The organism is Pseudomonas sp. MIACH, from assembly GCF_001269925.1.
Lineage (GTDB): Bacteria > Pseudomonadota > Gammaproteobacteria > Pseudomonadales > Pseudomonadaceae > Aquipseudomonas.
Map to the genome: position 1 here is coordinate 213583 of NZ_LHVO01000053.1, position 25918 is coordinate 239500.

The 25918-nt window shown below is 61.0% G+C and carries 25 protein-coding genes; 10 read left to right on the top strand and 15 right to left on the bottom strand.

All coding sequences use genetic code 11. From position 1 onward, the window contains the following. Positions 1-80: 80 nt before the first annotated feature. Positions 81-1064, bottom strand: a complete 984-nt coding sequence (locus AD670_RS21460) for a hypothetical protein (protein ID WP_053137013.1) — start codon at positions 1062-1064, stop codon at positions 81-83. A 182-nt stretch (positions 1065-1246) separates the two neighbouring features. Here AD670_RS21460 and AD670_RS21465 point away from each other — a divergent pair, with 182 nt between their 5' ends. The 5 genes from AD670_RS21465 (at position 1247) to AD670_RS21485 (ending at position 8631) form a co-directional block, all read left to right on the top strand. Then, positions 1247-2944 (top strand): molecular chaperone HscC, encoded by a 1698-nt coding sequence (locus AD670_RS21465; RefSeq protein WP_053137016.1) that lies wholly within the window; start codon positions 1247-1249, stop codon positions 2942-2944. A gap of 11 nt (positions 2945-2955) precedes the next feature. After that, complete coding sequence (locus tag AD670_RS21470) at positions 2956-4569, top strand: J domain-containing protein (protein WP_053137019.1); 1614 nt, start codon at positions 2956-2958, stop codon at positions 4567-4569. A 142-nt stretch (positions 4570-4711) separates the two neighbouring features. Next, on the top strand, positions 4712-5962 hold the full coding sequence (locus AD670_RS21475) for an OprD family porin (protein WP_053137022.1): 1251 nt from the start codon (positions 4712-4714) through the stop codon (positions 5960-5962). 84 nt (positions 5963-6046) lie between these two features. Then, entirely contained in the window at positions 6047-6946 is a 900-nt protein-coding gene (locus AD670_RS21480) for a polysaccharide deacetylase family protein (RefSeq protein ID WP_053137027.1), read from the top strand. Between the two features lie 119 nt (positions 6947-7065). Further along, a complete protein-coding gene (locus tag AD670_RS21485; protein WP_053137030.1) occupies positions 7066-8631 on the top strand; it encodes a M91 family zinc metallopeptidase in 1566 nt (521 codons plus the stop codon). A 5-nt stretch (positions 8632-8636) separates the two neighbouring features. Here the strand turns inward: AD670_RS21485 and pcaC are convergent, their stop codons facing one another. The 11 genes from pcaC to pcaR all read right to left on the bottom strand — a co-directional run bounded on the left by pcaC (position 8637) and on the right by pcaR (position 19533). Beyond that, the gene (pcaC, locus tag AD670_RS21490; RefSeq protein WP_053137034.1) at positions 8637-9035 is read right to left on the bottom strand and encodes a 4-carboxymuconolactone decarboxylase; all 399 of its coding nucleotides are present in this window, start codon (positions 9033-9035) and stop codon (positions 8637-8639) included. Positions 9036-9269: 234 nt separating this feature from the next. Beyond that, the gene (pcaD, locus tag AD670_RS21495) at positions 9270-10061 is read right to left on the bottom strand and encodes a 3-oxoadipate enol-lactonase (protein ID WP_053137037.1); all 792 of its coding nucleotides are present in this window, start codon (positions 10059-10061) and stop codon (positions 9270-9272) included. A gap of 10 nt (positions 10062-10071) precedes the next feature. Beyond that, positions 10072-11436: a 3-carboxy-cis,cis-muconate cycloisomerase gene (locus AD670_RS21500; protein WP_053137040.1), complete on the bottom strand. Its 1365-nt coding sequence runs from the start codon at positions 11434-11436 to the stop codon at positions 10072-10074. Between the two features lie 10 nt (positions 11437-11446). Further along, the gene (locus AD670_RS21505; protein WP_053137043.1) at positions 11447-12742 is read right to left on the bottom strand and encodes an MFS family transporter; all 1296 of its coding nucleotides are present in this window, start codon (positions 12740-12742) and stop codon (positions 11447-11449) included. A 188-nt stretch (positions 12743-12930) separates the two neighbouring features. Beyond that, positions 12931-13497 carry a protocatechuate 3,4-dioxygenase subunit alpha gene (gene pcaG, locus AD670_RS21510; protein ID WP_053137046.1) on the bottom strand — a complete coding sequence of 189 codons (567 nt, stop codon included), beginning with the start codon at positions 13495-13497 and terminating at the stop codon, positions 12931-12933. 1 nt (position 13498) lies between these two features. Further along, positions 13499-14203: a protocatechuate 3,4-dioxygenase subunit beta gene (gene pcaH / locus AD670_RS21515; RefSeq protein ID WP_053137049.1), complete on the bottom strand. Its 705-nt coding sequence runs from the start codon at positions 14201-14203 to the stop codon at positions 13499-13501. Between the two features lie 18 nt (positions 14204-14221). Next, a complete protein-coding gene (gene pcaF / locus AD670_RS21520; RefSeq protein ID WP_172681515.1) occupies positions 14222-15424 on the bottom strand; it encodes a 3-oxoadipyl-CoA thiolase in 1203 nt (400 codons plus the stop codon). Beyond that, entirely contained in the window at positions 15421-16203 is a 783-nt protein-coding gene (locus AD670_RS21525) for a CoA-transferase subunit beta (RefSeq protein WP_172681513.1), read from the bottom strand. Before AD670_RS21525 ends, pcaF begins: the two co-directional genes overlap by 4 nt. Then, positions 16200-17057: a CoA transferase subunit A gene (locus AD670_RS21530; RefSeq protein WP_053137059.1), complete on the bottom strand. Its 858-nt coding sequence runs from the start codon at positions 17055-17057 to the stop codon at positions 16200-16202. The genes AD670_RS21525 and AD670_RS21530 overlap by 4 nt, the downstream gene beginning before the upstream one ends. A 147-nt stretch (positions 17058-17204) precedes the next feature. Then, on the bottom strand, positions 17205-18545 hold the full coding sequence (locus tag AD670_RS21535) for an MFS transporter (protein WP_053137064.1): 1341 nt from the start codon (positions 18543-18545) through the stop codon (positions 17205-17207). A 145-nt stretch (positions 18546-18690) separates the two neighbouring features. Beyond that, entirely contained in the window at positions 18691-19533 is an 843-nt protein-coding gene (gene pcaR / locus AD670_RS21540; protein WP_053137067.1) for a pca regulon transcriptional regulator PcaR, read from the bottom strand. A gap of 561 nt (positions 19534-20094) precedes the next feature. Between pcaR and AD670_RS21545 the strand changes: the two genes are divergently transcribed. Then, positions 20095-20295 carry a hypothetical protein gene (locus tag AD670_RS21545; protein ID WP_003172389.1) on the top strand — a complete coding sequence of 67 codons (201 nt, stop codon included), beginning with the start codon at positions 20095-20097 and terminating at the stop codon, positions 20293-20295. A gap of 312 nt (positions 20296-20607) precedes the next feature. Continuing rightward, positions 20608-22083: an inorganic phosphate transporter gene (locus tag AD670_RS21550; RefSeq protein ID WP_053137070.1), complete on the top strand. Its 1476-nt coding sequence runs from the start codon at positions 20608-20610 to the stop codon at positions 22081-22083. Positions 22084-22234: 151 nt separating this feature from the next. Here AD670_RS21550 and ccoM read toward each other — a convergent pair whose 3' ends face one another. Continuing rightward, positions 22235-22351 carry a cytochrome c oxidase subunit CcoM gene (gene ccoM, locus AD670_RS32160; protein WP_017530457.1) on the bottom strand — a complete coding sequence of 39 codons (117 nt, stop codon included), beginning with the start codon at positions 22349-22351 and terminating at the stop codon, positions 22235-22237. A gap of 143 nt (positions 22352-22494) precedes the next feature. Next, a complete protein-coding gene (locus AD670_RS31515; protein WP_156338292.1) occupies positions 22495-22785 on the bottom strand; it encodes a hypothetical protein in 291 nt (96 codons plus the stop codon). Positions 22786-22789: 4 nt separating this feature from the next. On the opposite strand from AD670_RS31515, the gene AD670_RS21560 reads away from it, so the two are divergent. The 3 genes from AD670_RS21560 to AD670_RS21570 all read left to right on the top strand — a co-directional run bounded on the left by AD670_RS21560 (position 22790) and on the right by AD670_RS21570 (position 25401). After that, positions 22790-23662 (top strand): LysR substrate-binding domain-containing protein, encoded by an 873-nt coding sequence (locus tag AD670_RS21560; protein ID WP_053137073.1) that lies wholly within the window; start codon positions 22790-22792, stop codon positions 23660-23662. A gap of 90 nt (positions 23663-23752) precedes the next feature. Beyond that, complete coding sequence (locus AD670_RS21565; RefSeq protein ID WP_053137076.1) at positions 23753-24223, top strand: RidA family protein; 471 nt, start codon at positions 23753-23755, stop codon at positions 24221-24223. Beyond that, positions 24220-25401, top strand: coding sequence for an aminotransferase class V-fold PLP-dependent enzyme (locus tag AD670_RS21570; RefSeq protein WP_053137080.1), 1182 nt, complete (start codon positions 24220-24222; stop codon positions 25399-25401). Before AD670_RS21565 ends, AD670_RS21570 begins: the two co-directional genes overlap by 4 nt. Here AD670_RS21570 and AD670_RS21575 read toward each other — a convergent pair. Continuing rightward, entirely contained in the window at positions 25398-25739 is a 342-nt protein-coding gene (locus tag AD670_RS21575) for a hypothetical protein (protein WP_027604414.1), read from the bottom strand. The two genes, AD670_RS21570 and AD670_RS21575, sit on opposite strands and share 4 nt — an antisense overlap. Positions 25740-25918 lie beyond the last annotated feature (179 nt).

The window sequence follows — 25918 nt, forward strand, 5'->3', positions numbered from 1 at the left end:
CGCAATAAACAAAAAACCGCCTCCCTTACAGGAGGCGGTTTTTTTATGTCCCGCGATGCTTTACAGGCTGAGTACCACGCTTAAGTTTTCACTTCACTGACTTGAATCTGAAACACAGAACTCGAAATATCATACTGGGTGTTTTGACCGTCCGAGCCACGAGCAGTGACTGAGAAATTAAACTCACCGATAAACCAGAACCCTTCGTCTGGATGATCAGTGCGCCTTACGCGGAATGTACCCGCCGGATCAGAAAACCCGTATGAGAATTCAGGCCGCAAAATAAAAAACGTATCAACACTATTTGGCGGCCCATCAGGCCCTGTGATTGGGTAATCAGTAAAGGTTTTCAGCTCTCTCCCTGCGAACTCAAGGACCGCACGATCACCTCCATCACGGGGCAAGCACTGAATAAAATAACTCGAGTCTGAGTAGATCACGAAAAATACATCACCCAGGTCGATGGCCTCATAACGCCCATCGGCCCTGACGGAGATCTCAGCATAAATTGGAACCTTCGCTTGCGCTCGGTGCTTGGGTACAAACTTACCCGTTGCGCTGTGGTTTGCTAACGCGCAGGTGATTTGAAGGGCATGGCAAACAACTTCCATATCGCCCTTGCCATCTGGCTTGAAGTAGATGGAAAACTGCATGCTCAGCGCTATATGGCCGTCCTTGTATTCAAGACGGTCAACCGTCAGGGACCCCGAATATTCGTCCGGGAAATACTCGATGCGGTTTCCCAAGGCAAAAGCCGCCCTGACTCCAGGGTCCTCCGGCCGGATCGGATAGGTCTGGCCTGCTTTCAGCTCTTTAGCCTTAAGGGTCAGTTCATTTCTCGAACCGGGATTGTCTTCAAACCCTAAACAAATAGAAAACTGAGAACCCTCGATATAGATCAACTCGAATGTGTCGAATGTAATCGGGATCTTCTTTTTACTCCTATAGATCAGGTCCGCGTTGAACACATTCGACGACGTTAAAAGCCCACCCATTTCTGTTCCAAAGCTCATGAGCACTTCTCCCTTGAGCACCATCAAAAATACTGCCACCACCTTGAACATAGGCTTTCAAAAACGGGTCATCTACTGTCAACCCTGACAGTAGACGCCGGAGCGGTTAAGCATAAGGCTGACAGGTTGACCAAGCCCGCTCGCCACAAAATTCTCCCGCCTTGCTTTGCGCTCAACCTTTCAGGGTAAAATCTGTCACAGATTCTTACAGACCACAGAGGGAGCTTGTCGTAATGATCGTAGGAATCGACCTGGGGACCACTAACAGTCTCGCAGCCGTCTGGCGCGGTGATGCCGCCGAAATGGTGCCCAATGCCCTGGGCCAGTTGCTGACCCCCAGCGTGGTCGGGCTGGATGACCAAGGCCGTGTCCTGGTAGGCCAGGCCGCCAAAGAGCGCCTGCATACCCACCCGCACCTGACCACTTCGCTGTTCAAGCGCTACATGGGCAGCGCCACCGAAGTGCGTCTGGGCGACCGCTCGTTCCGCCCCGAGGAACTCTCGGCGCTGGTGCTCAAAAGCCTCAAGGAGGACATCGAGCGTACCTACGGCCAAACCGTCACCGACGCAGTGATCAGCGTGCCCGCCTATTTCAGCGACGGCCAACGCAAGGCCACGCGCATCGCCGGTGAACTGGCGGGGCTCAGCGTGGAAAAACTGATCAACGAACCGACCGCCGCGGCCTTGGCCTACGGGCTGCACCAGCGTGATAAAGAAACCTCGTTCCTGGTCTTTGACCTCGGCGGCGGCACCTTTGACGTGTCGATCATCGAGCTGTTCGACGGCGTGATGGAGGTCCGCGCCAGCGCCGGCGACAACTTCCTCGGTGGCGAAGACTTCGACACCCTGTTGCTCGAACACTTTGTCGACAGCCAGCGCAACGCCGAGGGTTTCCCGCCTACCCGCACGGTGCTGCAAGCCCTGCGCCGCGAAGCCGAGCGCGTACGCAAAGCCCTGGGCCAGGACGACAGCGCCGAATTCGCCCTGCGCGTCGACGGCCAGCAATGGACAAAAACCATCACCCAACAGGAACTGGCCAAGCTCTACACGCCGCTGCTGGAGCGCCTGCGCGCGCCGATCGAACGCGCCCTGCGCGATGCGCGGATTCGGGTCGGCGACCTGGATGAAATCCTGCTGGTGGGCGGCACCACGCGCATGCCGCTGGTACGTAAACTCGCCGCCGGCCTGTTCGGGCGCTTCCCCTCCATCAGCCTCGACCCCGACCAGGTGGTCGCCCACGGTGCGGCGATCCAGGCCGCCCTCAAGGCGCGCTCAGCGGCCCTCGAAGAAGTGGTGCTGACAGACGTCTGCCCCTACACCCTGGGCATCGAAACCTCCAACCAGTACGGCGGCCATATCGAAAGCGGCCACTACCTGCCGTTGATCGAACGCAACAGCAGCGTGCCGGTGAGCCGGGTCAAGAGCGTGGTCACCCTGCACGATGACCAGAGCCACGTACTGCTGAAGATCTACCAGGGCGAAAGCCGCCTGGTCAAAGACAACATCGAGCTGGGCCAACTGGATATTCCCGTGCCCAAGCGCAAGGCCGGTGAAGTCTCGCTGGACGTGCGTTTCACCTATGACAACAACGGCCTGCTGGAAGCCCAGGTGAATATCCCGCTGACCGGCGAGCAGCATTCGCTGGTGATCGAGAACAACCCCGGCGTGCTCAACCCGCAGGAGATCCAGCAACGCCTGCAAGCCCTGGCGCTGTTGAAGGTCCACCCACGCGACCAGCAGGTCAACACCGTGCTCGTTGCCCGCCTCGAACGGCTCTACCAGGAAAACCTCGGCGAGCTGCGCGAACAGCTCGGGCATTGGGCGGCGCAGTTCCAGCAGGTACTCGACACCCAGGACGAACGCCGCATCCGCGAAGCCCGCAGCGAACTGACCCGTCAACTTGAGCAACTCGACAACGGGTTCTGGCGCTGAGGGAACACGACATGGATTGCTGGACCGTACTGCAACTGCCGGATGACGCCGACGAGCGCAGCATCAAGCGCAGCTATGCACGGCTGCTGAAAAGCTGTCGCCCGGACGACGACGCCCAAGGCTTCCAGCGCCTGCGCGAGGCCTATGAACACGCGCTGAGTGAAGCACGCTGGCGGGCAGATAACGAAGAGGAAGAACGCGTCCAGGCGCCCGTGGCCGAAGCGGCCTACGCCAACCTGAATGACCTGGCCGAACTGATGGACATCAGCCCCGTCAGCCCTGCACCCTTCGAAGCCCACACACCCGACCCGGCCCAGGCACTGCTCGACGGTCTTAACGCGCGTAACCTCGATGAACGCTGGGCCCAGGCTCGACAACAGGGCTGCACCGATGCGTTCCAGGCCGGCCTGTTGCGCCATTGTTTCGAAGCACCGGGCGAACGCAGCGCCATCGCCGGTTGGGCCGCGCAACACCTGGAATGGCTGACCCCCTGGCAGCAGGTGGCGATGACGTCCTGGCAATACGAAGCACTGACCGGCGAGCTGCTGCAAGACTACCGCCGCACCCTGCAGGAACTGCTGGAGCAAAAGGCCGAGCGCGAGTTCATCACCCAGCTTACTCAATACAACAACCAGCCCTGGCTGCGGGTGTTTGACCTGCAACAGCAGTGGCAGCGCATCGTCCTGCACCTGCTGCATGACACTCAATGGAGCGTGCCGCTGTTCGAGCGCGTGTGCCAGGCATTCGGCTGGGACGACCAGAAAGGCGTGTACCCGGAACCGGTGTGGATGTGGCGCGAACTGGTGTCGCGTTGCGAGCAGGAAAGCTTCTACGCCAACCTGCAAGACAAGGCCCAGGACAAGCGGCGCACATCAGCCGATGCCCTGGCCGCGCGTCTGCTGCTGACGCCGATGTCCGCCAGGCAACACAAACGCATGATCGATGGGTTTGGCGAAAACGAGTGGAACGCCTGCCAGCACCTGGCGCAAACACTGACCTGGCGCTATCCGCAACTGGTCGAGCGCCTGCCTCAAACAGACCTGTTCTTTTGGCGCAAATTCGTGCCTCGGCCGATCTACACCCAGGTATTTATTCGACTATGGGCCGTCTTCGCCCTGGGGCTTGGCCTGAGCATCGCCCACTCTAAGCCAGACAGAATGGACGGAATGTCGCTGGTCATTTTCATGCTGATGGCGTTCGTGCCGGCGGCCGTTGCCTTTCGCGTCACCCAAATGTGGGCAGGGATGAGCTCAACCTATCGGGTTCTGGATGTGTGGCTGAGCCAGTACCTGATCCCCAAACGAATCAACCCCAATGACTACTGGCTGGTCATTCGCCACGGCGTACCGCAGGCGATCATGCTGGTGGCCTGCGGCTTGATGCTTGGCGTGCTGGGCATGTTCACCTACGCGGGTATGATCCTGATCAACCTGTTGCACAAGAAGCGTATCGGTCAGATGAGCCAGAAACTCATCGAAGGCTACCCGTGGCTGAACGGTTTGCACTGGGCCTTCTGGAGCCCCCTGCAAGCGGTGTTCCTGGTGGTGATGGTGGTGCTGATCGTCGCTGCGCAACACTACCTGCCGACTGTGCCCTGGACCCACTTCGACCTGCCCAAGCGATAACCCCGCAGTGCCGGGCTTCAGGGCCCGGCAACTTGCGTTCGATCATCGCCCACAACCCGCCCACCCCCGATTGAACCGCCCCCGCACCGCCCCGCACCATGGCCGCCACCTGCATAAACCCAATAACAACAGGTCCACCACCATGAGCACTTTTCACCCGCGCCGGCTCCTGCTGGCCACCGCTATCGCCAGTCTTGCCATGCCCGTCGTCGCCGAAGAACACGGTTTTCTGGAGGACGCCAGCGCCAACCTCAACCTGCGTAATTTCTTCTTCAACCGCAATTTCACCAACCCCACCAAAACCCAGGGTGGCGCGCAGGAGTGGACGCAAAGTTTCATCCTCGACGCCAAGTCCGGCTTTACCCAGGGCACCGTAGGTTTCGGTGTGGATGTGCTGGGGATGTACTCATTGAAGCTCGATGGCGGGCGCGGTACCGGTGGCACCCAGCTGTTGCCGCTGGACCACGATGGCCGCCCTGCGGATGAATTCGGTCGCCTGGGGGTGGCGTTCAAAGCGCGTATTTCCAAGACTGAAGTGAAGGTCGGCGAATGGATGCCGGTGCTGCCGATCCTGCGTGCCGACGATGGCCGCTCCCTGCCGCAAACCCTGCGCGGCGGGCAGATCACATCGAAGGAAATCGACGGCCTGACCCTCTACGGCGGCCAGTTCCGCGCCAACAGCCCGCGCGACGACAGCAGCATGAGCGACATGTCGATGGTCGGCAAAACCGCGTTCACCTCGGACCGCTTCAACTTCCAGGGCGGCGAATACGCCTTCAACGACAAACGCACGCAGATCGGCGTGTGGAACGCCCAGCTCAAGGACATCTACAGCCAGCAGTTCGTCAACCTGATCCACAGCCAGCCCCTTGGGGACTGGACCCTGGGCGCCAACCTCGGGTTCTTCTACGGCAAGGAGGACGGCAGCGCCCGCGCCGGCGACTTGGACAACAAAACCTGGTCCGGCCTGTTCTCGGCCAAGTACGGCGGCAACACCTTCTACGTCGGCCTGCAAAAACTCACCGGCAACAACGCCTGGATGCGCGTCAACGGCACCAGCGGCGGCACCCTGGCCAACGACAGCTACAACTCCAGCTACGACAATGCCCAGGAAAAATCCTGGCAAGTGCGCCACGACTACAACTTCGCCGCCCTCGGCGTACCGGGCCTGACCCTGATGAACCGCTATATCAGCGGCAGCAACGTGCACACCGGCACCATCACCGACGGCAAGGAGTGGGGTCGCGAAAGCGAATTGGGTTACACCGTGCAAAGCGGCGTGGTGAAGAACCTCACGGTGCGCTGGCGCAATTCGAGCATGCGCCGCGACTACAGCAACAACGAGTTTGATGAAAACCGGTTGATCGTCAGTTACCCGATCAGTCTGCTGTAATCCGGCGCGGCACTTACTGTATCGTGCGCGCCTGCCGCTGCTGATCCGCCCAGCAGCGGCCTCTTATCCGAGCCTGCGCACACCATGAAATCCTTTGCCATCGCATCCGCTGTGCTTGCCCTGGCCTTGAGCCTCAACGGCTGTATCAGCGCGCCCATCGCCCTGACAGCGCAGACCGAGCAACGCCTGCAAGCCCAGGCGCCGATCCGCTTTTTGCTGACCTTCGATGACGGCCCCAGTGCCTCGGGCTACGACAACCCCAGCCGTTCAGTGATCGCCGACCTGGCGCACAACCCGGTGCTGTCGGGGATCAAGGCGGTGTTCTTCCTGCAGACCGAATCGTCGCGTTCCGGCGGCAGCTCGCGGGGTCGCAAGACGATGGAGCGTGAATACGCCGGCGGGCATGTGCTGGCTTTTCACACTGCCACGACCTTTCATACCAACCACCGCTGGCTGAATGATGCCGAGCTGGAACGCACCCTCACCCAGGGCGCGACCGATATCGCCTCGATCACCGGCGCGCCGCCCGTGCTGGTGCGCCCGCCGTTCTGGAACTACGACCGGCGCACCTTCGCCGCCTACCAGCGCCACGGCATGCAGGTCCTGCTGACTGACCTGAGCGCCAATGACGGCAAAATCTGGGGCTTCAACGGCAGCCCGCGCCGCCGCGCCAACCTGTACCGACAACTGTCGGTGGTGCGCGAGCGGATTGCGCTGGGGGAGTTACCGACGGTGGACGGCGTGATACCGGTGGTAGTGACCTTCCACGATATCAACCGCTACACCGCACGGCATATGCAGGAATACCTGCAGATCCTGCTGGACAGCGCGCGGGTCAACGGCATGAAGACGGCGGCCGAGCCGTTCTACACCGATACGGCCGCCCTGCAACGCGCGGCATTGGCGCGTACGGTCAAAGACGTGAATGAAGCAGTGCATCTGCCGGGCGTGTGGAATTGGGTGTGGGACGCCGACTCCCATTAACTCCAGGCCGCTCTTAAGGCATGCAACATCAAGACAGCGTTTGACTGTTTTTCCCTTGGAACAGCATTTCCCCTCCCGCCACTCAAAGGAACGCCTGCCCACCACGATCGAGCCCAACCATGACTATATCTGCGTCCATGCCCGTGCTGACGAATTACACCAACAGCCCATCACCGGCAACGCCAGAACCCCCCGTCCACATCAAATACAAACGCCCTGATTCCGATGCCCTGACCCCCGCCTCACGACCGACTCCCGAAGTCGCCCTGGGACACAAAAGCTACGTAAACAGCGAGGTCCTGTTTCAGGACAAGCACGTAAAAATCTCCCAGGAGGTTGAATTCAGCGCCGCACAAAACGGCGACGCCAACACAATATTCAGTCAAATCGTTTTGGAAACCGGCAACCATGCAGACCGGGTGAACATCAGACGTACCTCCGATGGAAAGCTGCTCGCTAACGTCAACGGTAAGGCCTACACCCTTGAGCTGCTCAATCGCCCCGAGCTGGGCATGGTCCAGCCCCTGTATATCAAGACCCACGGCGGCAACGACAGCGTGGTAGTGGCTCCAGACGTGACGACCCCCATCAGGATCGACCTGGGAGACGGTGACGACTACGCCCGTGGTGGTGGCGGTACCACCCAAATCAAGGGCGGCGCGGGCGACGACTTTATCGTGATGGGCAGGGGGCGTGGGGTCGCATCAGGCGGAGAAGGCAATGACACGCTGATCGCGGGCAGTGGCAGCAGTGCGCTTTATGGCGACAATGGCGACGACCACCTCCAGGCCGTGAAGGGCCCTGCCAACCGAGTGGTGCATATGGACGGGGGGCGCGGTCACGACTTCATGATCGCCAAAAATGGCCACACCGTGATGCACGGTGGCGGTGGTGACAACCTGATGGTCAGCCATGGCAGCTCGGTCATTTACACCGGCAGGGGTAGTAACAACGTGAGGTCTTACCATGACAACACGGTTATCTACGCCAAACCTTCGGATAATGTGATCCGCTCGCTCAACTCACGCAGGTTTGATGTAACGCCCAGTGACGCCGGCAAAACAGCCTATCTGGTCGAGGGTTCCGCCGAGTTCAGACAGCGGGTCGAAGACGATCTGGAGCTATTGAGAATGTCGCCCATAGGCCAGCAGTCCTTGAAGAAAGAGGACGAACTGGCGGCGCGCAACAACGCGCCAGTCACCCTGCGCGAGCTGGACACCCGTGATGACATGACCTACGGCTTCAACACCAAAGCCATTCAACGGTATCTTCAAGCGGGCGGCGACGTCGAATCACTGACCGGTTCACAGTTGGGTTACATCGTGGAGGGTAAAGCGGGAGAAACGGCTGACCTGGGTACAATCAATTACAACCCGATGTATATGTATGACGACAGTTCCCCCCCGATCACCAGCCTCGCTCATGAGAGGGGACACGCATTCGCGGGTGCCACAGGTCAAAATCTAAAGGGAGAAACTGCAACACCCGACACTCACCAGGAACGCGAACCCAACATAGAGCGGCAGGCGATCGGTCTGCAAACGACAGTCCCCCCGGTTGATTTCGACGGCGACCCCAGCACCGCGAAAACCACCACCAATCCACGGGAATTTACCGAGAACGGCCTGAAAGAAGAGATGGGACTTCCGTTGCGCAAGAGGGTCTACACGACAAAGCCGGTCTGAGCCTGTTACTTCGGCGGGCGGGACTCAACCCCCAGTTCGTCCCACACTGATTCAGCCAGGTGAAACGTGGCATTCGCCGCCGGAATCCCGCAATAGATCGCACTCTGCATCAGCACTTCCTTGATCTCGGCACGGGTCACGCCGTTGCTGGCCGCCGCACGCAAATGCAGCTTCAACTCTTCACTGCGGTTCATGCCGATCAGCATGGCGATGGTGATCAGGCTGCGGGTGTGTCGAGGCAGGCCGGGGCGGGTCCAGATATCACCCCAGGCGTGGCGGGTGATCATTTCCTGGAACTCGCTGTTGAACTCGGTCAGGGCATTGAGGCTGCGGTCGACATGGGCATCGCCCAGCACTTCGCGGCGCACTTGCAGGCCGGCGGCATAACGTTGTTTCTCGTCCACAAAAAACTCCTGATTCAATAAAATTTCAACTCGATGACCTGTGGCGAGCGGGCTTCTTGTGGCGAGCGGGCTTGCCCCGCGTTGGGCTGCGAAGCAGCCCCAATACGGACGCCGAATTATTTCAGACAGACCGTGGCGCCTGATTTGGGGCCGCTTCGCGCCCCAACGCGGGGCAAGCCCGCTCGCCACAGGAAGCCCGCTTGCCATAACAAGCCAGTTGCCACAACAGCGGCCTCAGCGGGCCAGCAGAAATTTGATAACCCGGTCACTGAATGCGGCGCCCGCCTGTACGTTGGACAGGTGCGCGGCATAGAACTCGGCGTACTCGGCGCCCTGCACATGCTGCTGGATAAAGTGACTGCCGGCCGGTGGGGTAACAGCATCTTCAGTGCCGGCAATCACCAGGGTTGGCGCCTTGATCTTCGACACCTGCTGACGGAAATCCGCATCCCGCACGGCGGCGCAGTTGGCCGCGTAACCTGGGGGCGAGGTCGCGGCAAGCATGTCGGTGATCTGCCTGGCCTGGTGCGGGTTGGCCGCCGCAAAGTCCGCGGTGAACCAGCGCGCAATCGATGCATCGCGCAAGGCCACCATGGCGGCCGCGCCGTCGCGCAGGACCATCTCGATCCGTGGGTTCCAGATCTCCGGCGTGCCGATTTTGGCGGCGGTGTTGCACAGCACCAGACGGTGCAGGCGCTCACCGGCGTTAATCCCCAGCCATTGACCGATCAAGCCGCCCATGGACAGCCCGCAAAAATGCGCACGCTGAATATCCAGCGCATCCAGCAGTGCGATCACGTCGTGACCCAGTTGCTCGATGCTGTAGGGGCCCTCAGTCACCAGGGATTTGCCGTGGCCACGGGTGTCGAAACGCAACACCCGGAAATGCTCGGTGAAGGCCGGAATCTGGATGTCCCACATATGCAGGTCGGTGCCCAATGAGTTGGACAGCACCAGCACCGGCGCATCCACGGGACCATCGAGTTGGTAATGCAGTTCGCCCTCGGCGAGTTGTACAAAAGCCACAGCGTTCTCCTTAGGCGGTCAATGCAAAGTGTTCGGTGACAGCGCGCGTGACCCAGGCGGGCGCCTGGCCCAGGTAGTGGGCCGGGTCGAGCAGGCGGTCCAACTCGGTGGTGGACAACTCGGCGGTGACCTGCGGTTCGTCCGCCAGCACAGCGCGCAAGTGGCGCCCTTCTGCAACGGCACGTTTGCAGGATTGTTCCAGCAAGTGATGCGCAGTTTCCCGGCCCAGGCGCTGGGCCAGCACGATGCTGACCGCCTCGGCCAGCACCAGCCCTTGGGTCAGGTCGAGGTTGTGCGCCATGCGCCCGGGGTCGACTTCCAACCCTTCGCTCACCAGCAGCGCGTGTTTCAAGGCGCCGGACACCAGGCGGCAAATCTCCGGCAAGGTTTCCCATTCGGCATGCCACAGGCCCAGGCTGCGCTCGTGCTCCTGGGGCATGGCGCTGAACATCGTCGCCACCAGGCCGGGCACGCGCGTGGCGGTACTGATCAGCACTGCGGCGCCCACCGGGTTGCGTTTGTGGGGCATGGTCGACGAACCGCCTTTGCCAGGCGCCGACGGCTCGAAGACTTCGGCCGCTTCGGTTTGCATCAGCAGGCTGATATCGCGGCCCAGTTTGCCGAGGCTGCCGGCGATCAGGCCCAGGACGGAGGCGAACTCCACCAGTCGATCGCGTTGGGTATGCCAGGGTTGTTCGGGCAAGCTCAGTTGCAATTCCGCCGCCAGCGCCTCAGCCACTGGCATGGCGTGTTCGCCGAGTGCCGCCAACGTCCCGGACGCGCCGCCGAATTGCAGTACCAGCAAACGCGGTTTCAGTTCTTGCAAGCGCTGGCGACTGCGCGTCACCGCGCCCAGCCAACCGGCAATCTTCATCCCCAGGGTGACCGGCGTCGCGTGCTGCAACCAGGTACGCCCGGCCAACGGTGTCGTCGCATAACGCTGGGCCTGGGCGGCCAACACGTCGCCCAGACGCGCCAGGTCTGTTTCGATCAAACCCAGCGCCCGCCGCACTTGCAGCACCAGTCCGGTGTCCATCACGTCCTGGCTGGTCGCGCCCAAGTGCACATAGCGCTCGGCCCCGGCATCCTCACTGGCAATCAACTTGCCCAGCGCCTTCACCAGCGGAATCGCCGAATTCCCTGCCGTGGCAATCGCCACGCCGAGGGCATCGACGTCGTACAGCGACGCCAGGCACGCCTGGGCAATCGGCGCCACAGCCGCCTGTGGGATCAACCCGACCTGAGCCTCGGCACGGGCGAGTGCGGCTTCGAAATCGAGCATGCCCTGCAAGCGTCCCTGGTCGCAGAACACCTCGGCCATGCTGTCAGCAGTGAAGTAAGCGTCGAACAGTTGATTGCTCGTGCGCAATGTCATAACTCATCCCTTACAAATCGTGATGCAGGTACGCCGCCTGTTTCGGCAGGCGCAAGCTGAACAGGAAGGCCACCGCCATCATCGCGGTGACGTACCAATAGAAGGTGTTTTCCATGCCGATGGATTTCAGGCTCAGCGCGACGACTTCCGCCGAACCACCAAACACCGCGTTGGCCACCGCATACGCCAGCCCCACGCCCAAAGCGCGCACCTGGGGCGGGAACATCTCCGCTTTGACCAGGCCGCTGATGGAGGTGTAGAAGCTGACAATCGCCAGGGCCAGGGTGATCAGTACAAACGCCAGGAACGGGCTGGTGACGGTTTTCAAGGTCAGCAGGATCGGCACGGTGAACAGGGTGCCAAGGCCTGCGAACCAGAGCATCGAATTACGTCGGCCGATCTTGTCCGCCAACATACCGAAGAGCGGCTGCATGCACATGTAGAGGAACAGTGCGCCGGTCATGATGTAGCTCGACGTCTTGGCGTGCATGCCCACGGTGTTCACCAGGTACTTTTGCATGTAAGTGGTGAAGGTGTAGAAAATCAGCGAGCCACCGGCGGTGTAGCCGAGCACCGTAACGAACGCTTTGCCGTGGTCGCGAAACAGCGCGACGATGCTGCCGGCGTCCTTGTCTTCACGTATTTCCTTGCTGGTGGTTTCCTTGAGGGTACGGCGCAGCAACAAGGAGATCACCGCCGCAATCGCACCGATCACGAACGGAATCCGCCAGCCCCAGGCGCGCAATTCTTCTTCGGTGAGCAGCTGTTGCAGGATCACCACCACCAGCACGGCCAACAGTTGGCCGCCGATCAGGGTGACGTATTGGAACGAGGCGAAAAACCCACGCTGGCCCTTGAGCGCGACTTCACTCATGTAGGTCGCGGTGGTGCCATATTCGCCGCCCACCGACAGGCCCTGGAACAGCCGCGCCACCAGCAGCAGGGCCGGGGCCCAGGCGCCGATGTCTTTGTAGGTGGGCAAAAAGGCGATGACCAGGGAGCCGGCGCACATCATCAGCACCGAGATCATCATCGAGTTCTTACGCCCGTGCTTGTCGGCTACGCGGCCGAACAGCCAGCCACCGATGGGGCGCATCAGGAAGCCGGCGGCGAACACGCCAGCCGTGTTGAGCAGTTGGACCGTGGGGTCATCCGACGGGAAAAACGCCGGGGCGAAGTAAATGGCGCAGAAGGCATAGACGTAGAAGTCGAACCATTCGACCAGGTTGCCGGAGGAGGCACCGACAATCGCAAAGATCCGTTTGCTGCGCTCTTCTCCGGTGTAGTGACTGGTGGTTGTTGTCATGGTTTTTTCACTCAGTGGGAACGGTTATAGCCTAGACATACTTTGCAACAACCATGTTCCGCAAGCAGACTTTTGCGTAGGCAGTGCCTGAACCGGCCCCATCGGGGGCAAGCCCCCTCCCCCATTTTGACCGCGCCGCCTATCAAATGTGGGAGGGGGCTTGCCCCGAAGGGGCCCTGACAAGCGACTCAATAATCGAAGAACACCGTCTCTTTATCTGTCCCCTGCAAAATCACATTCCACTGGTGCACCCCAGCCGCATCCGGCTTGGCAATCAAAGTGCTACGCCGCTCGGCAGGCACACAGGCCAGCAGCGGGTCATCCCCATTCAACGCCTCGCCGTCAAAATAAATCCGCGTCAGCAGGTGCTTCACCAAGCCACGGGCAAACACCAAAACCACCAAATGCGGCGCCTGGGTCGTGCCTTGCAGGCCCGGCACGCTGCCCGGCTTGATCGTGGTAAAGCGGAAGCGCCCTTCGGCATCCACCGGCACCCGGCCAAAGCCTTCGAAGTTCGGGTCCACCGCCTTGTCCTGTTCATCTTCAGGGTGGTCGTACTTGCCGGCGGCATTGGCCTGCCAGACTTCAAGCATGGCGTCGTTGACAACATCACCGTTGCCGTCCACCACTTGCCCGCTGATCGCCACGCGCTCACCGAGGGTGGCGGCGACGGTCAAATCTTCGCGGTTCAGCCAGGTCAGGCCGATGTGGTAGTACGGCCCGACGGTGTGGGACGTGGTCGCGTTAAGTGTCATCTCATTTCTCCATCGGCGTGGCGTCGCGGCCGCGCAGGACGATGTCCCAGCGGTAGCCGAGGGCATAGGAAGGAATGGTTTTTTCCAGGTCGAAACGGGCGATCAGGCGTTCCTTGGCGCTGGTATCCGGTACGCAGTTGTAGATCGGGTCGTATTCCAGCAGCGGGTCGCCGGGGAAATACATCTGCGTCACCAGGCGCGTCAGCACGCTCGGGCCGAACAGCGAAAAGTGGATATGCGCCGGGCGCCACGCGTTGTGGTGGTTGCCCCACGGGTAGGCACCGGGCTTGATGGTCTGGAACTGGTACCAGCCATCGGCGTCGGTGACGGTGCGCCCGGTGCCGGTGAAGTTCGGGTCCAGCGGCGCATCGTGCAGGTCGCGCTTGTGGTTGTAGCGACCGGCGGCGTTGGCCTGCCAGATCTCCACGAGAATGCCCGGCACCGGCAGGCCGTTTTCATCCAGCACGCGGCCGTGAATGATGATGCGCTCGCCTTGCGGCTCACCGTCGTGTTGGGCGGTGAGGTCATTATCCTTCTCGCTGACTCGCTCGGCGCCGATGGTCGGGCCGGTGATTTCCGACAAGGAATGGGGCAGGAACACCAGCGGCTTGGACGGCGAACGCAGGTTCGTCGACTGGTAGGCCGGGTGCAGGTAATCAGGTTGAGTACCCGCTTGCGGGCGCCGGTAACCGGGCTTGTCACTCATGGAGCAGTCCTCTTCTTATTAGATGCGTTCAATCGCCAGGGCCAGGCCTTGGCCGACGCCCACGCACATGGTCGCCAGGCCTTTACGGCCGCCGGTTTTTTCCAACTGATGCAGGGCTGTCAGTACCAGACGCGCGCCGCTCATGCCCAACGGGTGGCCGAGCGCGATGGCGCCGCCGTTCGGGTTCACTTGAGGTGCGTCGTCGGCGATGCCCAGTTCACGCAGCACCGCCAGGCCTTGGCTGGCGAAGGCTTCGTTGAGTTCGATCACATCGAAGTCAGTCACGGCCAGGCCCAGGCGTTCCACCAGCTTGCGCACCGCCGGTACCGGGCCGATGCCCATCACCCGTGGCGCGACACCGGCGCTGGCCATGCCCAATACGCGGGCGCGGGCAGTCAGGCCGTGTTTTTTCACCGCTTCGGCAGACGCCAGGATCAGCGCGGCCGCGCCGTCATTCACACCTGAGGCATTGCCGGCGGTGACGGTTTTGTCCGGGCCGTTGACCGGCTTGAGTTTGGCCAGGGCTTCGAGGGTGGTGTCCCTTGGGTGCTCATCGTGCTCCACCACGGTTTCGCCTTTTTTATGGGCGACCCGTACCGGTACGATTTCTTCAGCGAAGAACCCGGCAGCCTGGGCGGCGGCGGTGCGTTGCTGGCTGCGCAGGGCAAAGGCGTCCTGGTCAGCGCGTGAAACCTGGTAGTCGTCGGCGACGTTATCGGCGGTCTGTGGCATGGCGTCCACGCCGTACTGGGCCTTCATCAACGGATTGATAAAACGCCAGCCGATGGTGGTGTCTTCCAGCTTCATGTTTCGCGAAAACGCCGCATCCGCCTTGCCCATCACGAACGGGGCACGAGACATCGACTCGACGCCACCGGCAATCGCCAGCTCCATTTCGCCGCTGGCGATAGCGCGAAAGGCGGTGCCGATCGCATCCATGCCCGAGGCGCACAGGCGGTTGAGGGTGACGCCAGGAATGCTTTCCGGCAGACCCGCCAGCAACAGCGCCATGCGGGCGACGTTGCGGTTGTCTTCACCGGCCTGGTTGGCGCAGCCGAGGAACACCTCGTCGACGGCACTCCAGTCTACCGACGGGTTGCGTTCGATCAGCGCCTTGATCGGCAAGGCCGCCAGGTCATCGGCGCGCACGGTGGACAGGCCACCGCCAAAGCGGCCGATGGGGGTGCGAATGGCATCGCAGATAAATACCTCGCGCATCAGGCTTCTCCCGGTGCTTGGCCGTGGGCGGCGGCCGTGCGCGCTTCGAGGTCACGCAAGGCGGTCAACTCGACCTCCGTCGGTTCGGCGGTGGTGCTGACCTGGTCGGCAAAGCGAATCGCCCAACCGGTGGCAGCCACGACTTGTTCGCGAGTCACGCCAGGGTGCAGGGCGGTGACCACGAATTCATGGGTGCCCTCTTCCGGCTCCATGATGCACAGGTCGGTAATAATTCCGACAGGACCGGCACCCGGCAGACCCAGGCGTTTGCGCGAATCGCCACCTTCGCCGTGGCCGACCGAGGTGATGAAGTCCAGTTTGTCGACAAACGAACGGGACGACTGCTTGAGGATGATCAGCACGCTCTTGGCCGAGCCGGCGATTTCCGGCGCGCCACCGGCACCGGGCAGGCGTACCTTGGGCTGGTGATAATCACCGACCACGGTGGTGTTGATGTTGCCGAAGCGGTCGACCTGGGCGGCGCCGAGGAAACCCACGTCGATACGCCCGCCCTGCAGCCAGTAGCGAAAGATCTCACCGGTCGGCACCACGGTGTCGGCGGTTTCCGCCAGCTCGCCATCACCAATCGACAGCGGCAACACGTTGGGCTTGGCGCCAATCGGGCCGGACTCGTAGATCAACACCACATCCGGCGACGAAGTCAGACGCGCCAGGTTGGCGGCCTTGGACGGCAGGCCAATGCCCACAAAGCAGACGGAGCCGTTCTTGAGGCGGCGCGCAGCGGCGACGGTCATCATTTCATTGGTCGAGTAAGCCATCACTTGGCCTCCTGCTGTGTGGTCAGCTTGGCCTGGAATTCACTGAAATCGGCAGTGCCGTGGATGTATTCGTTGATCCAGGCGGTAAACGTCTCACGGTCGCGGGCGATTGGGTCCCACGCTTGGTAGAAGCGGTTATCACGCTCGTTGTAGCCGTGGGCGTAGGACGGATGCGCACCACCGGGTACATGGCACACCGCAGTCAGGGCCCAGGTCGGCAACACGCAGCTGTTCATCGGCGCGTTGAGGTCATCGACGATTTCTTCCACGGTGACGATGCAGCGCTTGGCCGCCAGGGCCGCTTCCTTCTGCACGCCAAGGATGCCCCAGAGCAGCACGTTGCCCTTGCGATCAGCCTTTTGCGCGTGGATCACGGTGATGTCCGGACGCACCGACGGCACCGCTGCCAGCACTTCACCGGTGAACGGGCACGTGACGGTCTTGATCAGTGGGTTGACCTTGGGCAAGTCAGAACCGGCGTAGGCGCGCAGCACCGCAAAGGGCAGGCCCGATGCACCGGCGACGTAGGCATTGGCCAGGTCGGCGTGGCTGTGTTCTTCAATTTCCAGCGGTTGCGGCCATTGCTTCTCGACCGCGTCGCGCAGGCGATGCAGGGAGCCTACGCCCGGGTTGCCGCCCCAGGAGAAAATCAGCTTGCGGGCACACCCTGCACCGATCAACTGGTCGTAGATCAGGTCAGGCGTCATACGCACCAGCGTCAGGTCTTTCTTGCCCTGACGAATGATTTCATGACCTGCGGCCGTAGGGATCAGGTGGGTAAAGCCTTCGAGGGCGACGGTATCGCCGTCGTTCACGAAGCGCTTGACCGCATCACGCAGGGTGAGAATTTCAGCCATGGGGTTGAGCTCCCGGTGTGGATCGAAAAAGGCGCAGAGGCGGCGCCGAAGTGCTTGAAGATTAAGCCGGGGAAATGGGCCAAACAATCCGATAATCGACTCAGTGTTCGATTATCGAACTAATTGTTGGCAGGCTATCGATTGATCTCAGGTGGCATCCGCATGGCTGACCATGCCCTTGATGACAACGGCAGCCGTGGCCAGAGCGGCCGGAATCACCAAGGCCGTGAGCACCTGCTCGAAGTTCCAGCCCAGGCCCAGCAAGGTGGCCCCCATCCACGCGCCGAGGATCGCCCCGAAGCGACCGATACCGAGCATCCATGACACGCCAGTGGCGCGGCCCTGGGTCGGGTAGAAACGTGCGGCCAGCGATGGCATCGCCGATTGCGCACCGTTGACGCACATCCCGGCGACCAGCACCAAGGTGGCCAATAGGGTGATATTGCCCAGGCTCTGCCCCACCGCGTAGGCAAACACCCCGGCCAGCAGGTAGAAGGTGCCGATGACCTTGTGGGGATTGAACCGGTCCATCGCCCATCCCACGCCGACGGCGCTCAATACGCCACCAAACTGGAACAACGCGCCGATGAAGGCGGCCTGCTCCATGCTGGCACCGCTGTCACGCATCAGGGTCGGCAGCCAACTGGTCAGCAGGTACACGATCACCAGCCCCATGAAGTACGTCAGCCACAGCAGCAAGGTGCCGGCGCTGTAGGTGCCCGAGAAAATCACCGCGAACACGTTGCGCGCCTTGACGGTTTTTTGTTCGGGCACGCTGAAGGCAGTGGCCTGGGCAACAATAGTGGGCTGTATGGGCGACAGGGTTTTGCGCACCTTGTCGGTGCCGCGGTTGCGCACCACCAGGTAACGCGCCGACTCCGGCAGCCACACCAGCAGTACCACTGCGAGGATCAATGGCAGGATGCCGCCGATCAACAGCAGGCTATGCCAGCCGAACGCCGGGATCAGCTTGGCCGAGATAAACCCGCCACCGGCCATGCCCAGGTTGAAACCACAGAACATGCTGGTCACCAGCAGCGATTTGTGACGTTCGGGGGTGTATTCAGAGAGCAAGGTCGTGGCGTTCGGCATGCCGGCGCCCAGGCCCAGGCCGGTGAGGAAGCGCAGCACCAACAATTGGTCGACATTGCTGCTGTAGGCCGAGGCCAGGCTGAAAGCACCAAACACCAGCACCGCGCCGACCAGTACCACCTTGCGCCCGAAACGGTCAGCCAGCGGCCCGGAACCCAGGGCGCCGAATACCATGCCGATCAACGCAGCGCTCATCACCGGGCCAAGGCTGGCGCGGTCGATGCCCCAATCCTGGGACAGCGCAGGCGCGATAAAGCCCATGGCGGCGGTGTCGAGGCCATCGAGGAAGACGATGAGGAAACACAGGATCACCACGCGCCACTGATAACGGGACAGTGGCTGGGTGTTGATGAAGGACTGGACGTCCAGGGTCGTGCCGACAGAAGGTTGATTCATTATTCTTATTCCACACCGATGGCGGGCCAACGGCCTGTGGCCGTCATTATTATTGGCGCGCCCTCAAGAGCGCTGCCGCACAGTAATAAGCCGGGGGAAACATCGTCAATTCATCAAGCGGGGATCTGTGCGGTCACCGAACACCTTAGGCAAACAGCTGCGCACTCAACTCACGGCTGGCACTGAGCATGCTCGGCAGGAAACGCTGTTCCAGCTCGCTGCGGCTGACCCGTCCAGCGTGGGTGCTGACGTTGATCGCCGCCAGCACCTGGCCGGACGCGTCATACACCGGCACGGCGATGGCGCGCAGGCCCTGCTCCAGCTCCTGGTCGACGATGCACCAGCCCTGCTGCCTGACTTGCTGCAGGCATTCGAACAAGGCTTCAGGGGTGGTGAGGGTGCGGCTGGTCTTGGTTTGCAGGTCGGCGTGGTCGAGGTAGTCCTGCAGCGAGGCATCGTCCAGTGCAGCGAGCAGGATGCGGCCCATGGAGGTGCAATACGCCGGCAAGCGCCCGCCTACCGACAGGTCCACCGAAATCAGGCGCTGGGTGGTGGCCGAACGGGCGATGTAGAGGATGTCATCGCCTTCAAGGGTGGCCATGTTGCAGGCTTCGTGGAGTTGCTCGCTCATGCGGTCCAGGTAAGGCTGGGCCGAGACCGCCAATGGCGTGGAGGACAGGTAGGCATGGCCGAGGGTCAGGACCTTGGGCAGCAATGAATAGGTGCGCCCATCGGTGGTGGCGTAGCCGAGTTTGATCAGGGTATGCAGGCAGCGGCGTACGGCGGCACGGGGGATCTCGGTGCGGTGGCTGATCTGGGCGATGGTGAGGTGGCGCTTGCGTTCCTGGAACGCCTGCACCACGGCCAGGCCGCGGGCCAGGGAGGTCATGAAGTCGGGGTCACCGGTAAACGCCTGGATACGCTTGGCCGGCGAGGCAACGATCGGAGGCGCCACTGACGCGAAAGAGTTGCGCAATTGATCGTTCATGCCAGGTTCCTTTCTTTTATTGTCAACCACTGGGAATGGGGTTGCTATTACAAGCCGCGCCGGCCGTGATGCACAAGGCAGGCCCGGCAACATCGGGCGATTATCGGACAATCATGCGATTATCGCAATTTGCTGCCGCCCCCGAGTGCCGTTCTCACAATCACCTGGCCCGTCAATGTTAAGGCGCTCATTTAATAGCGCGATCCCTTGTTGAATTGATGACGCCAATATTTCAGCAAATACCGACGCATCCGCGTAACAAAACACTCACACAAAGTTGACGCTTTTTAACTTTATGCCGATAGTGTTATTCAAATGCGCCGCTATAATGCACCCTGTGCGGAGGTCAGCCCGGTTTAGTTATCGGGAGCAGAGCTCGCCAGGCCATGCACAGGCCGTGCATGGACGGTCGCAACTACCTGCCTGGAATGACTGCCACAACAGTGGTCTCTCGTTTTATTTCAAACTTGAACATTTCATGGGTTCATTTGAAATAACCTGAGGGCGGCATTCAGGCACAACACTGCAACGTACTTACACTCAACTCAATTAGGTAACAATGTGACGAAAGATGAACTGCGCGCGGAACTTGAGCGCCAGGAGCAACGTTACAAGGACGTTTACGGCGGGGAAGTCACCACCTACGCCGCCCAGCCTGAACCTGAACGCAAACCATGGCGCAAGCGAGCCAGCCTGCTCGACCAGGCATTTGCCCAGGAAATCCAAAAGATTGAACAGGAACTCAAAGCCGAAGAGCCATAAGCGCTTCGGGTTGAGCCCAGGGCCTTGCCTGGAATGCTGTCACTTAGCCAGCCTCCAGCGGCCCTGCATCCCACCATCGCCTGTAAAATTTCATACAAATGTTTCAGGCATGACGATTTGGTGACAAAACCCTGTCTTTTTGGCCCTGTACTTTATAAATCAAAGACTTGCCAAAGCCCCGAAAACCCTGGGATCGCTCGCTTTCGCCCAGGGAGACTCAATGAAGATTGTTACCGATGAGCAGCTAGTGCATCGATTACCGAGGTTTTCTGGCATAATCGCGCCCCCTTACGACCGGGTCAGAAAACCTTCATGATCGATTTATTCAGCGGACTGGATGCTTGGGTTCTAGTGAGCCTATTGCTCGCCCTGGCCTTTGTCCTCGCCTTCGAGTTCATCAATGGCTTTCATGACACCGCTAACGCGGTGGCCACAGTCATCTATACCAAAGCCATGCCGCCGCATCTGGCCGTGTTCTTCTCCGGGGTGTTCAACTTCCTCGGCGTGCTGCTCGGCGGTGTCGGTGTCGCCTACGCCATCGTGCACTTACTGCCGGTGGAGTTGCTGATCAATGTGAACACCGGTCATGGTTTGGCCATGGTCTTCTCGTTGTTAGCTGCGGCGATCACCTGGAACCTGGGCACCTGGTACTTCGGTATCCCCGCCTCCAGCTCCCACACGCTGATCGGTTCGATCCTCGGTGTCGGCCTGGCCAATGCCCTGATCAACGACATCCCCTTGGCTGACGGTGTGAACTGGCAGAAGGCCGTCGATATCGGTGCCTCCCTGGTGTTCTCGCCGATGGCCGGTTTCCTGGTCGCAGCCCTGGTGCTGCTCGGCCTGAAATGGTGGCGTCCGCTGTCAAAGATGCACAAGACCCCGGACCAGCGCCGCAAGCTCGATGACAAGAAGCACCCGCCGTTCTGGAACCGCCTGGTCCTGGTGATTTCCGCCATGGCCGTGAGTTTCGTGCACGGTTCCAACGATGGTCAGAAAGGTATCGGCCTGATCATGCTGGTGCTGATCGGTATCGTGCCAGCGCAGTTCGTACTCGACCTGGGCAGCACCACCTACCAGATCGAGCGCACCCGCGACGCTACCGTGCATTTGAGCCAGTTCTACGAGCGTAACAACGCCACGCTCGGCGAATTCCTGGCACTGGGCAAAAGCGTGAAGGACGATCTGCCAGGCAAGTTCCAGTGCAACCCGCAGCAGACCGAACCCACCATCAATGCGCTCGTCAGCACCTTGAAAGGTGTCTCCGACTACCACTCCCTGAACGCCGATCAACGTATCGAAGTTCGCCGCTACCTGCTCTGCCTGGACGACACCGCAAAGAAAGTCGGCAAGCTGCCAGGCCTTGATGCGCGTGAGAAGTCTGACCTCGACAAGCTGCGCAAAGACCTGACCGCCACCACCGAGTACGCACCGTTCTGGGTGATCCTCGCAGTCGCACTGGCCCTGGGCCTGGGCACCATGGTGGGTTGGAAGCGTGTGGTACTGACTATCGGTGAGAAGATCGGCAAGCAAGGCATGACCTATGCCCAGGGCATGTCGGCACAGATCACCACCGCCACCATGATTGGCTTCGCCAATATCTTCGCCCTGCCGGTCTCCACCACCCACGTACTGTCTTCCGGCGTGGCGGGTACCATGGTCGCCAACAAAAGCGGCCTGCAAGGCGGTACGGTCAAGACCATCCTGATGGCTTGGGTGTTGACGCTGCCTGCGACCGTGGGCCTGTCGGCCGGCTTGTTCTGGCTGGCCTCCAAGGCACTGGGCAGTTGATAGCCAGGCGCTGAAAAAAAGGTGCGGCCTCTGTGAGGACCGCACCTTTTTTTATGCATCAGAATTGACCGATATCATTAAATACCAGGCAAAAAAAAAGGCGACCGAAGTCGCCCAAAATGCCTTGCGTGCTCATGTAACCCGGAAAGACCTAAGGTTTTTTACGCTTGTTCGCGTCTTTCCAGATAAAAAATCCAAACCCTACAAAAAACAGCACCATGAGGCTTACTGTCAGCACTCCGGCGAATACCACATTATCGATAAACATGACCGGCCTCCTGCACTTGCCTTGTTGCGATAGGGCTAAGTTAATGGAGAAGGCGGATTGAAAAATTGACGGGGATCAATGTCGCCCGCAACGGGGCGTAAAGAAGGGGAATAACTGACCTGCATCAATAGATGCAGGTCGTTTTAACGCTTTTTGGGTTTGTTCTTTGATTTTTTCTTGGCTTTGCCTAAAGGCATCGCCTGTTCAAACGCCTGGCGCACTTCATTCAGGCGCTTGTCATTAAGGTCATGCACCCGCTTGGCGCGTTCGGCATTCAGGTCGATCAGCTTGTCGTCATCACTCATGGCTTGGCTTACGTCGTGGCGAGTAGGGTTCAATAATGCGGGCTCCTGCGCCCGACGGCAAATCAACCCGCGACAAAAGGCCGGCCGTCGCCCAAAATCGGCACTTTCCAACCACTCCAGGACGCGCATTCAGGTGGCACTGCATAAGGATCTTCCGCCGTTGCTGGCCCTGCGCGCCTTTGAAGCCGTGGCCCGGCACTTGAGCTTTATCAAGGCCGCGCAGGAATTGTCGGTGACCCAGAGCGCCCTGAGCCATCAGGTGCAGAAGCTCGAACAGCATCTGGGTAAACCGCTGTTTATCCGACGCACCCGCGCGATCGATCTGACCGCAGACGGCCAGCAGTACTACGATGAAATCCGCCCCGCCCTTGACGCCATTGCCGTCGCGACCCGCGCCCAACGGGGAGCGCCCAGCGCCACGGTGTTACGTGTCGGCCTGCTGGCGTCGTTCGCCACCTTGTGGTTGGCGCCGCGCCTGGCGGGTTTTCTCAATCGCTATCCCCATATCCAGGTGGAATTGCTGCCGGCGATTCAACTGGCAAACGTCGCAGCAGCCGAAGTCGACCTGGCCATTCGCTACGGCAAAGGCGACTGGCCCGACGTGCAGGCCACGCGACTGATGCCGGAGGTGATCTCTCCGGTATGCAGCCCGGCATTCAAGGCCAGCCAACTGCACAACGGCGCACTGTTGATGGCGACTTCGCACCGGCCCTTTGAATGGACGGATTGGTCGCAGCATTATCAAGTCGACCTCAAGCACCACCCTCGCGTCATGCTCCACGACTACAACATCGTGGTCGAAGCCGCTGTGGCCGGCCAGGGCATTGCCATGGGCCGTCACCGCCTGATCCAACGCCGGCTCAATGACGGCAGCCTGGTGGAAGCCTTCGATTGGCCGCCCTATCACAGCGAAATAGGCTACTGGTTGATTGCGCCGCAAGGCCCTGCCAGCGACGCCGCACGGTGTTTCAGCGAGTGGTTGAAGGACATCTGCAGCGACACGTGAGTTATTTCGATACGTCGGATGAGATCTATCCGTTTGCCGGAAATCCCCCCGCCTCACATGCTGAAACCTCCTGACCCGAGAGGATTCATCATGAGCGACTCCCTGCGCCACCGCGTGCAAGCCCTTGGCCTGACGCTGCCGCCTCCCAGCCAGCCGATTGCCAACTACATCAACCATGTGGTCAGCCAGAACCAGCTGTTTATCTCCGGGCAAATCCCCCTGATAGACGGCAAGCCCGCCTATGTCGGCCGCCTCGGCGAATCCCTCAGCGAGGAAGACGGTGTCCAGGCCGCGGAACTCGCCGCACTGGGCTTGCTCGCACAATTGAGCGATGCCCTGGGTGATGACCTGTCGCGCCTGGTGCGCATCCTGCGCCTGGGGGTGTTTATCGCCAGCAGCGGCGAGTTCCAGCGCCAGGGCGCGGTGGCCAATGGGGCGTCCAACCTGCTGGTGAATGCCCTCGGCGAAAAAGGCCGGCATGTGCGCACGGCAGTGGGCGTTTCAAGTCTTCCTGCCGGCGTGGCGGTGGAGGTTGACGCGATTTTCGAGTTGCAGCCGTGAGCCCGCTGCAAGTGCAACATCTGCGCGAGGGCACTCCCGGCTGCCAATCGGGCATCGTGCACTTCAACTCTGCCGGTGCCTCCTTGCCGAGCAAGGCGACCCTTGACGCCATCATCGATCAACTACAACGCGAAGCCCGCGACGGCCCGATGGAAGCCGGCGAGCATGGCGCGTTGCTGGTAGAAAAAGCCCGCCGCGCGGCCGCGCAGTTGCTCAACGCGCCCACCCCGTCAATTGCCTTTGCCAGCAGCGGCTCGACCGCCTGGAGCATGGCGTTCCAGGCCCTGGGCCCTTGGCAGCCGGGCGAGCGCATTCTGGTAGGGCGCCACGAATGGGGCGGCAATCTGGCAAGCATGGCGTTGGCGGTGCAGGCCGGCGCACGGGTGGAAGTCATCCCGTGTGATGCCAGCGGCGCGGTCTGCCCCGTGGCGCTGGAAGCCATGATCGACGCAAACGTAAAGCTGATCGACCTCACCTGGCTTCCCGCCAACGGCGGCCTGATCAACCCTGCCCAGGCCATCGGCGAAGTCGCCAGGCGTCACGGGATCGCCTACTTTATCGACGCTGGCCAAGCAGTCGGCCAGGTACCGGTGGATGTGCAGGCGTTGCAGTGCGATGTGCTCAAATCGGCCGGTCGCAAGCACCTGCGCGGGCCGCGAGGGACGGCGCTGCTGTACGTGCGGCCGGAATTCCTCCAGCACCTGAACCCCGCCCAACGCGACGTGTTTTCCGCCCCGTGGAGCGCCGACGGTTTCGACCTGCGCAACGACGCCCGGCGCTTTGAAACCAGTGAGGCGTCCTTTGCCCTGTTGGCGGGCCTGGGCAATGCGCTGCAGGAGATGAATCAGCTGGGGATTGAGCGTGTGTGGGAACGTGTCACGCAAACCAGCAGGCGAATCCGCGAAGCATTGCGTGGGATTCCCGGCGTGTCGCTGCATGACCTGGGCACGCTTCAATCAGGCTTGATCGCCTTCAACCTCGCCGGCTGGGACGCCTTCGAACTTAAACGGTGCCTGGGATTGAAGCGGATCAATATCGGCGCCAACGGTGTGGGCTACACCCCACTGGATATGCAGGCCCGTGGCCTGACCAGTATTGCGCGGATCTCCGTCAGCCCCTTCAACAACGAGCGCGACATCGAGTTGCTGATCGCGGCCCTGGAGGAACTGCGCGGTTAAACCTCGACGTCCACCCACAAACCCTGGCGCGGCGCGTCTTCGATCAGCGGCACGACCGGTACGGTGTTGTCGGCATTGAGCAGATCGCCAGGGATCGCCAAGTGTTGATCGGGGTCCTCATCGGCTTCGCGCCGGCGTTTCTGTTGTTCCTGCTGACGACGTTGTTCCTCGCGCAGCAATAAGGTCGACTGCTCGGCATCGCCTTTTTTCAGGTCGATGGTGCTTTCGTTGGAGCCCGCTTGCACAGGGACCACGGGCGGTATATCCGGCTTCTGACGTACCGGATCGAGTTGTGACGTAACCGGCACAACGCTGACGGGCAGCATGGGTGGCAGCATAGTGATTATTCTCCTGATCAACAGGCTTTCGGCGGGTTGCAGGGCGACTTGAGCGCAGGCTCGCCAACCTGTGACCCAGTCGACACTCACAAGTGCCCGCCACCCGTCGATTCAGCGCTCGCCCCGCCACTCAAACGGAGTAGTTTTTGTCAGAGTCCTTGGGCGTGAGGCCTTGTTCC

Excerpts from the sequence above, each read along its gene's own strand:
- AD670_RS21460 (WP_053137013.1), bottom strand. The coding sequence starts at position 1,064 with ATGTTCAAGGTGGTGGCAGTATTTTTGATGGTGCTCAAGGGAGAAGTG.
- AD670_RS21465 (WP_053137016.1), top strand. The coding sequence starts at position 1,247 with ATGATCGTAGGAATCGACCTGGGGACCACTAACAGTCTCGCAGCCGTC.
- AD670_RS21470 (WP_053137019.1), top strand. The coding sequence starts at position 2,956 with ATGGATTGCTGGACCGTACTGCAACTGCCGGATGACGCCGACGAGCGC.
- AD670_RS21475 (WP_053137022.1), top strand. The coding sequence starts at position 4,712 with ATGAGCACTTTTCACCCGCGCCGGCTCCTGCTGGCCACCGCTATCGCC.
- AD670_RS21480 (WP_053137027.1), top strand. The coding sequence starts at position 6,047 with ATGAAATCCTTTGCCATCGCATCCGCTGTGCTTGCCCTGGCCTTGAGC.
- AD670_RS21485 (WP_053137030.1), top strand. The coding sequence starts at position 7,066 with ATGACTATATCTGCGTCCATGCCCGTGCTGACGAATTACACCAACAGC.
- AD670_RS21500 (WP_053137040.1), bottom strand. The coding sequence starts at position 11,436 with ATGACATTGCGCACGAGCAATCAACTGTTCGACGCTTACTTCACTGCT.
- AD670_RS21505 (WP_053137043.1), bottom strand. The coding sequence starts at position 12,742 with ATGACAACAACCACCAGTCACTACACCGGAGAAGAGCGCAGCAAACGG.
- pcaG (WP_053137046.1), bottom strand. The coding sequence starts at position 13,497 with ATGACACTTAACGCGACCACGTCCCACACCGTCGGGCCGTACTACCAC.
- pcaH (WP_053137049.1), bottom strand. The coding sequence starts at position 14,203 with ATGAGTGACAAGCCCGGTTACCGGCGCCCGCAAGCGGGTACTCAACCT.
- AD670_RS21530 (WP_053137059.1), bottom strand. The coding sequence starts at position 17,057 with ATGGCTGAAATTCTCACCCTGCGTGATGCGGTCAAGCGCTTCGTGAAC.
- AD670_RS21535 (WP_053137064.1), bottom strand. The coding sequence starts at position 18,545 with ATGAATCAACCTTCTGTCGGCACGACCCTGGACGTCCAGTCCTTCATC.
- pcaR (WP_053137067.1), bottom strand. The coding sequence starts at position 19,533 with ATGAACGATCAATTGCGCAACTCTTTCGCGTCAGTGGCGCCTCCGATC.
- AD670_RS21550 (WP_053137070.1), top strand. The coding sequence starts at position 20,608 with ATGATCGATTTATTCAGCGGACTGGATGCTTGGGTTCTAGTGAGCCTA.
- ccoM (WP_017530457.1), bottom strand. The coding sequence starts at position 22,351 with ATGTTTATCGATAATGTGGTATTCGCCGGAGTGCTGACAGTAAGCCTC.
- AD670_RS31515 (WP_156338292.1), bottom strand. The coding sequence starts at position 22,785 with ATGCGCGTCCTGGAGTGGTTGGAAAGTGCCGATTTTGGGCGACGGCCG.
- AD670_RS21565 (WP_053137076.1), top strand. The coding sequence starts at position 23,753 with ATGAGCGACTCCCTGCGCCACCGCGTGCAAGCCCTTGGCCTGACGCTG.
- AD670_RS21575 (WP_027604414.1), bottom strand. The coding sequence starts at position 25,739 with ATGCTGCCACCCATGCTGCCCGTCAGCGTTGTGCCGGTTACGTCACAA.